The sequence below is a fragment of the Okeania sp. SIO3I5 genome (assembly GCF_010672085.1).
Taxonomy (GTDB): Bacteria; Cyanobacteriota; Cyanobacteriia; order Cyanobacteriales; family Microcoleaceae; genus Trichodesmium.
In genome coordinates, this window is the sequence record NZ_JAAHHT010000106.1 from 23,016 (window position 1) to 30,107 (window position 7,092).

Annotated in this window: 4 protein-coding genes; 2 read left to right on the forward strand and 2 right to left on the reverse strand. The window is 39.0% G+C overall.

The features are described 5' to 3' along the window. The first annotated feature begins 156 nt into the window (after positions 1 to 156). Positions 157 to 2,397, forward strand: a complete 2,241-nt coding sequence (locus F6K40_RS22155; RefSeq protein WP_293139268.1) for an alkaline phosphatase PhoX — start codon at positions 157 to 159, stop codon at positions 2,395 to 2,397. Between the two features lie 144 nt (positions 2,398 to 2,541). Here the strand turns inward: F6K40_RS22155 and F6K40_RS22160 are convergent, their stop codons facing one another. Both F6K40_RS22160 and F6K40_RS22165 read right to left on the reverse strand, forming a co-directional pair. Continuing rightward, positions 2,542 to 4,257, reverse strand: a complete 1,716-nt coding sequence (locus F6K40_RS22160; RefSeq protein WP_293139269.1) for a peroxidase family protein — start codon at positions 4,255 to 4,257, stop codon at positions 2,542 to 2,544. A gap of 988 nt (positions 4,258 to 5,245) precedes the next feature. Continuing rightward, positions 5,246 to 6,184 carry an ion channel gene (locus tag F6K40_RS22165; RefSeq protein WP_293139270.1) on the reverse strand — a complete coding sequence of 313 codons (939 nt, stop codon included), beginning with the start codon at positions 6,182 to 6,184 and terminating at the stop codon, positions 5,246 to 5,248. 291 nt (positions 6,185 to 6,475) lie between these two features. On the opposite strand from F6K40_RS22165, the gene F6K40_RS22170 reads away from it, so the two are divergent. Next, positions 6,476 to 7,018, forward strand: a complete 543-nt coding sequence (locus tag F6K40_RS22170; RefSeq protein WP_293139271.1) for a GAF domain-containing protein — start codon at positions 6,476 to 6,478, stop codon at positions 7,016 to 7,018. Positions 7,019 to 7,092: the final 74 nt, after the last annotated feature.

Consider the following 7,092-nt stretch of genomic DNA (forward strand, 5'->3'; position numbering starts at 1 on the left):
GTTAATCTTCCTTTAACCAAAACTTATACTTCTTATATACTTCCGTTAATATCACTATGACAATATGATTTATAAGGTTTTTTAATAGTAATTATCTCTTCAAGATTCAATTACAGAAAACCTTTTTTCGTTGTCCTAAATTGATATGTGTAAATTATGGTATTAACAACTCAACCTGCTCAAATGACAGGTCTTAATAGTTATGAAGTTTTTCCTCTGTTTACAGTTGGTGAAACGATTGAAGATTACACTCCTCCCGGAATCCTCGATGGTATCGGAGCTTATGAACTTAATGACAATACTGTTCGAGCTTTGGTAAACCACGAGCTCAGGAGCGGTCTTGGATATAACTACACTCTAGCTAATGGAACTGAACTTAATGGTGCTAGGGTCAGCTTTTTTGACATAGATAAGGATACCCTGGAAGTAACCAATTCTGGTGTTGCTTATGACACTATTATCAATCGTAATGGTGATGTAGTAGATGATGCATCTGACCTAGAATTTGGAGTAGTAATAGATGATGAAGGAAACGAGCTACTTGGAGGAATCAATCGTTTATGCTCTTCTATCTACGTTGAAGGTAGTCAGTTTGAAAGTGGTTCGGGTATCGTTGATAGCATTTATTTCACAGGAGAAGAAACCTTTGGTGGAACTGAATTTGCCTTAGACATTGAAAATAATACTCTTCATGCTGTTCCCTGGTTAGGAAGAGCTGCTTGGGAGAATGTGACTCAGGTAGATACAGGAAACGCTGACGAAGTAGGGATATTGGTAGGAGATGACCGGGAAGCTGCACCTCTACTTTTGTATGTGGGAGAAAAAGATACAAGTGCAGATGCTGAATTTTTAGAACGTAACGGTTTAGCTCAAGGCAGTCTCTATGTCTGGGTTCCTGATAATGAACTGGGTGATACTCCAGATAGCGTCGTAGATGATGATGGAAACCCAGAAGACCCAGATACTAACCCAGATCCAGCAGGATTTAACGGAACAGGAAACAGTGAGTCAGGCACATTTGTAGAGATTGATTACTACGACCCAAGTCAAGCAGGAAGTGCAGTGGATACTGATGGCGATGGCAGCATTCAAGATGAGTTGGGTTATGATGACTTAGGTTTTGCTACCCAATTTCAACAAGATACACTAGCACTAGAAGCAGGTGCTTTTCAATTCTCTCGTCCTGAAGATGTGGCAACAAACCCTGCTGATGGTACAGAAGCAGTGCTAGCTTCTACTGGTCGGGGCGGTCGTTTTCCTGATGATGATTGGGGAATAACTTATAGTGTTGACATAGAATTTGGTGACACCATAACTGCTGACCTGGAAATTCTCTACGATGGAGATGATGCAGGTGATGGACAGTTTACAGATCCTGATTTCGGTCTGCGTAGTCCAGACAACTTAGATTGGGCAGATGATGGCAATATCTATATTAATGAAGACCGCTCCACTGGAGCATTTGGTCAAACATCTGGGGAAGAAGCATCCATCTGGAAGTTAGATCCAACAACTGGGGACTTGACTCGTGTTGCTCAAATGGATCGCTCTGCTGTGCCAGGAGATCCTATTCCTCAAACTGATGGAGACCCTAATGATATAGGTGATTGGGAATCATCTGGTATTTTAGACGTTTCCGATTTATTCGATCAAGATCCTGGTACCTTCTTTATATTTGATGTTCAAGCTCATAGTTTGAGAGATGGAATTATAGAAGACGAGAACTTAGTGCAAGGTGGACAGTTAGCTATTCTCTCCGCAGTTGACGGAACAGTGATTAACCCTGGTGGTGATAATACCTTCACAGGAGGCGGTAATGACGATACTGTTGCTACTGGTGCTGGTAACGATACCCTTGTTGGTGGTGGCGGTCAGGATACACTCAATAGTGGTATTGGTAGCGACAGAATCTTTGGGCAAAACGGTGGGGATTTATTGATAGGTCGTTCCGGTAACGATTTCTTATCAGGAGGTGCGGGTGACGATACTCTTCAAGGTGGTATTGGTCGCGATCGCCTGAATGGTAATGCAGGAAACGACGAACTTACAGGTGGTGGTAGTAGAGACCGCTTTATCTTTAACACTAATGAGGCGTTTCAATCAGAGGATTTAGGTATAGATACAATTACAGACTTCCAAACTGATTTAGATTTAATTCTACTTGACACAAGGACTTTTACAGAAATAACTACTGCAACAGGTGGAAATCTTGATGATGAGTTTGAGGTTGTCACCAGTAGTCCTGAGACAAGTAGTGCTATTATCGTCTATGATTCTAGTACAGGTGGTTTGTTCTACAATGCTAATGTTAGTGCAGCAGGTTTCGGAGATGGCGGTCAATTTGCTATTCTCTCTGATAACCCAGACCTGACAGCAGATAATTTCCAAATCAGATAATATCTTTGGTGAATGAAACAGGAGATAAATTCTCCTGAGTAGACAAAAGTAGAGACGTTCCATGGAACGTCCCTACTAAGTTGTAGATTTTTAAATACACCAATATTAAGACTGATACATCCTGATAGCTAACCCAAATCCCTACTACTTTTTCTTGAAACTGGGCAACATCTTCCGTAAACGACTCCAAATATTAGAGCTGCTGAAAATCATACAAAAACTAGCCACTACAATTAAGGAAATAGGACTACCATCATTGAGATTAGGTACTGAAGTATGATTGCTGGCAACAAAGAATACATCATCAGAAATATTCTCAATTGTAGTATTCAACCTGATAACATCCGACAACTGAAGATCCTCTAACCATTCTGAAACAGACACCTCGCCTAATTGCCAATTATCCAGGTCAGAATCATTTTCATACCAGAAGCGATCGCCATCCCGTAACCTAGTAAATTGGTCTGCTAAAATCGCATCATTCAACTCCCCAATACTAGCATCCGGTAAATTATCCTCTGACAACATCCCCACCCACAAGTCAATATCGTCAACACTATCATAAACTGACTCCAGCGCTGCCACTAATTCTAGGTCAGATGAAATATCACTAAAATTATTCTTCCTAGTCAACCCCAGTGCTTCTCTCGCATCATTATAACTGCCCAAACCATGCTCGCGACCACGCTGAATATTCAGAGATGGTAAATCTGAACCATTTGCCACAGGTCCGCCACTAGGAGGACCAAACAATAGATTTCGGAGGTCGTCAATTACGTTGGCATCTGTTTCCTGCTGCACCTGGGAAGCTAAACCACGCAATAAAGGTTCTATTCCCCCTTCTTCAGTTATAGGATCTAGTCGGAAGAAAGCATCCGCTAAAGTGAGGGCGCCCTCCTCAATGGGGGTGCCATCTTCATTTAAACGTGGTAAATTAGAACTAATTAAAGTGTGCCCGATCCGAAAACCAGCAGTAGAAAATTCTGTACTAATATTAGGATTAACAGTGGAGTCGTATCCAGTATAAGTGTCGAGAGTTACGCCCAAAGCAGGTAAGAACTCATCATAAGTAATTTTCTGCATTTGTGCACCCACTATTTTACGCGCCCGTTGATAAATCTCCTCATCGCGAGCAATAGGATCTAAAGGTAAGTCTGTATGAGTATTTGCAATAATTTCAGCAATCCGGTTATGTTCCCGTACCCATAAAGTGTGCATTGAAGCTAAGGCTGCATTTTCGTTTGCTCGGACATCACCAGCAATAAAAGTGTCTTCACCAGTTCTATCTTCCCCTGCCATGTGAGGAGCATTTGGATCGCCTCCTGCAGTTGGCAGTAAATCCCCTGTAGAATGCTCGGTAACTTTCAATTTTCCATTATCAAAACTGCGCAACCAGTCGGCGCGTTCTGAATCACTACCATAGACATTACTACCATCTACCCAAGCAGTAAGTTCGTTGAATTGTTCGCGGGGGTTATCAGTGCTAGTACCAGTAGTTTCATCAAATAGTGACCTAGTGACAGGAATAAATGAACGTGGTGTAAAATTTGTATCGTCTTCAGGAATGAAAATGTTAATCCTTTCTGCTGTTGGACCTGACTGTAATTCGCTCAAGGTAACATCATGGTCAAGAAATTGTCCCCATAACCATATATAATCGCTTAAATTACGGTTGTTGAGGATAGATTCTGATTGGTTGAATACAACATTACTAATTACTCTAGGATTTTGGCCTTCAGCTAATTCTTGTATTCCATCTGCATAGTTTGCTGGTGTTAAACGAAGTAAGTTTTCACCAGTTTGACCATATTCAAGGTGATCTAGGTTGTTATTGCTACCGTCAATTGTACGAAAATTCATGTTTCTAGTTACTTTTTTTTTCTACTAAGTTGTTAAATTTATCGGCTTTATTAGGCTTATATACAAACCTTATTTAAAGACTAATTTAGGATTGTTATAAGGTTGTTCACAGTATAGCAAATGTCAAGGGAAGACAGGAAAGATAGATTGATAAAAATGTAGTCAAAAAAATGTAGTTAACAACGATATAAATGTAGTTAAAAACCAGAAAATGTAGTTATTTTTTTTTTAAATTAAACAAGGATTCTATCAATCTGAAAAGCATTTATAGTAAAGTTTATAGGTTGATTTTGTGGGTAAAGTAACCGTAAAAAAACTGAGTTAAATAAGCATGGATTGGAATATCTTTTTTGCCTACAATTTTATTTAGTTTAGATGTGCTATTAGTAGAGTTTATAGGTTTATTTTTTTAGTCAAAAAACCGTGAAAAAACTGAGTTAAAATAGTTAGTGTTTATCCGAACATAATCAGGACTTACGCACGCATATCAAATTATCCGCTATGTGTAGTGGCGAGTCGCGACTCGCCACTACTAGATAGCGGTGCGACCCCGCGACGACGACAGCTCGCTTGCGGAATGCTGACCAAGAGAGGGAACGCGCACCAAGAGATGGTTGTTCTGCATAAGTCCTGATAATATTATTTTTCCCTGTTCCCAGTTAAGTGTTCCCTGTTCCCTGTTTCTTCTTTTCTGGAAATGTCTATTTTTTATAATTAGGGTTTGCTGATTAAATCTTAAAGCATTTACAGATAAAGGTTTTATGCGTTTTTTGTCTGGAAAAAGTACAAGGTTTTTGCTACGCAAGAGCTGTATAAAGTTAGGATGAAAGGGTTGACTATTGGCAGAAAAATCACGAATTAAATTCTTCCTTCTGTCTCCTCTAAATTCCTTACTCCTCCTGTCTTCCCCTCCTGGGAGGGGTTAGGGGTGGGTTGACTCGAGTCTCCTGACTCCTACCCTCACCCATGCATACTTTTTCAGCAAACCCTAATTAGACTTTAACATCTCAATTCGACGCTCATTCTTACTTATTTCCAAAGGCACAACATCATGGAAACGTGAGTAATCAAAATAGCGTTGACCATCAATTCCTGTAGACATGACATCTACAAAACGGTGATGCCAAATAACTTGGTCTAATTTATAAACATGACGAGCATGAATAGTTTGAGAAACAGTTTCATCTAACCCCGTAAACGTTACAAAAAATCTAATATCCTGATTATTTATATTTTGAAAATCATCTTCAGACCAACCATATAGAGGACTATCTTCATCAATTTGGTGCATTACTGACCAGCTAAGAGCAAGCATAGGTGTTTCAGAACGAACCAATTTTAAATCGCAAAATCGTCGCAAAGAATGCCCTTCTGGAGTCACCTCTGGATTAAGTAATACAGTTACTCTAACTTGAGCTTCCACTATCCAGTTTTGGCGTTGGTTAGCAATGCGAAACATGAGGGTAGGTACACCATTGTAAGGACAAATAACTGCTACCCTACTGAAAAGCACTCGCGCTGTTGGCAATGAGAACCGGGCAAACATCAACCCTGTAATCATTGCCACCCCAATTAAGCCAATAAAAACTTCTATAGCTACTAATATATTAGTATAAACATTTGTAGGGTACATAGCACCATAACCAATAGTAGCCATGGTTTGTACGCTAAAAGAAAAAGCATCAATAAAGGAACCAGGTTTAGCGTTATAAATTCCATTTCCACTACCTAAATATAACAATGCAAATAGAGTGTTAATTACAAAATAAAAACTGATGATTATCCCCCATAGTTGCGGCCAAGAAATTTTCATTAACCAATGGTAAAAATCACTCCAGTGAAAGTTAGGAATTCCTAAGATTCTAAATTCTGTAAGACCGATTTGTCTGACAAATGCTTTTTGAGGTTTCTGTCTGCTTCTTTTCATTTTAATTACCCAATAATGTTGCTAAAAATGATAAATTTTCCGATATATAGCAGTCGAAGCGAAGATTAGGACACATTAAAAGCCTAAAATCCAGACAAAGCAAGATTTTTCCTTCTCCCCCCCTTTCAAAGGGGAGTAGGGGGGATGCCTTCTGCCTTTTGCTATACCTTGCCAAATTAGGAAAAATGAGTGAAACTAATTTTTTAGGAAGAAAAAAAGTCTTAGCTATAAACAAGCCTAAAGATTCAACCTAGACAAGTTTAAAGAATTATACGTTGATTTATACTGATTATGGCTAATAGTATCAATAAAAACCCTGATTCTAATCCAAATATATCTTATACAGACCCAGATTTAGAAAATTTTGTAAGTCGTCTTGCTAATAATGTGGAACGGAATACTTTTATCCAAAAAACTATTGATAATATTAGACATTATCTTCAAGTAGACCGAGTGGTATTGTACTACTTTTATCGTGAGTGGAAAGGGCAAGTAACATTTGAGTCTTTGAGTTATGGGGATCTATCAATTTATGGTTCGACAGGAGCTGATGAATGTTTTAATGATGAATATGCTGCTCTTTATCAACATGGAAGAGTACGATTAATGGAAAATATTGAATTAGAACCTATACATCCTTGCCATCGAGATTTCCTCCGCAGTATGCAAGTTAAGGCTAATTTAGTAGTACCAATTCTCAATTCTACTAGGTTATGGGGATTGCTAGTTGCTCATCAATGTCTGAATACACGTTCTTGGTCAAATTCTGATATTGAAGTTATGCAAAAAGCAGCTCTAATTCTAGCAACTACACCAATTATTAGAGATAGCTAATATCATTTATCAAAAACTTATTGAGTAGGGGAGGAGTCAGGAGTCAGGAGTCAGTAGTCAGGAGGTAAAAGGAG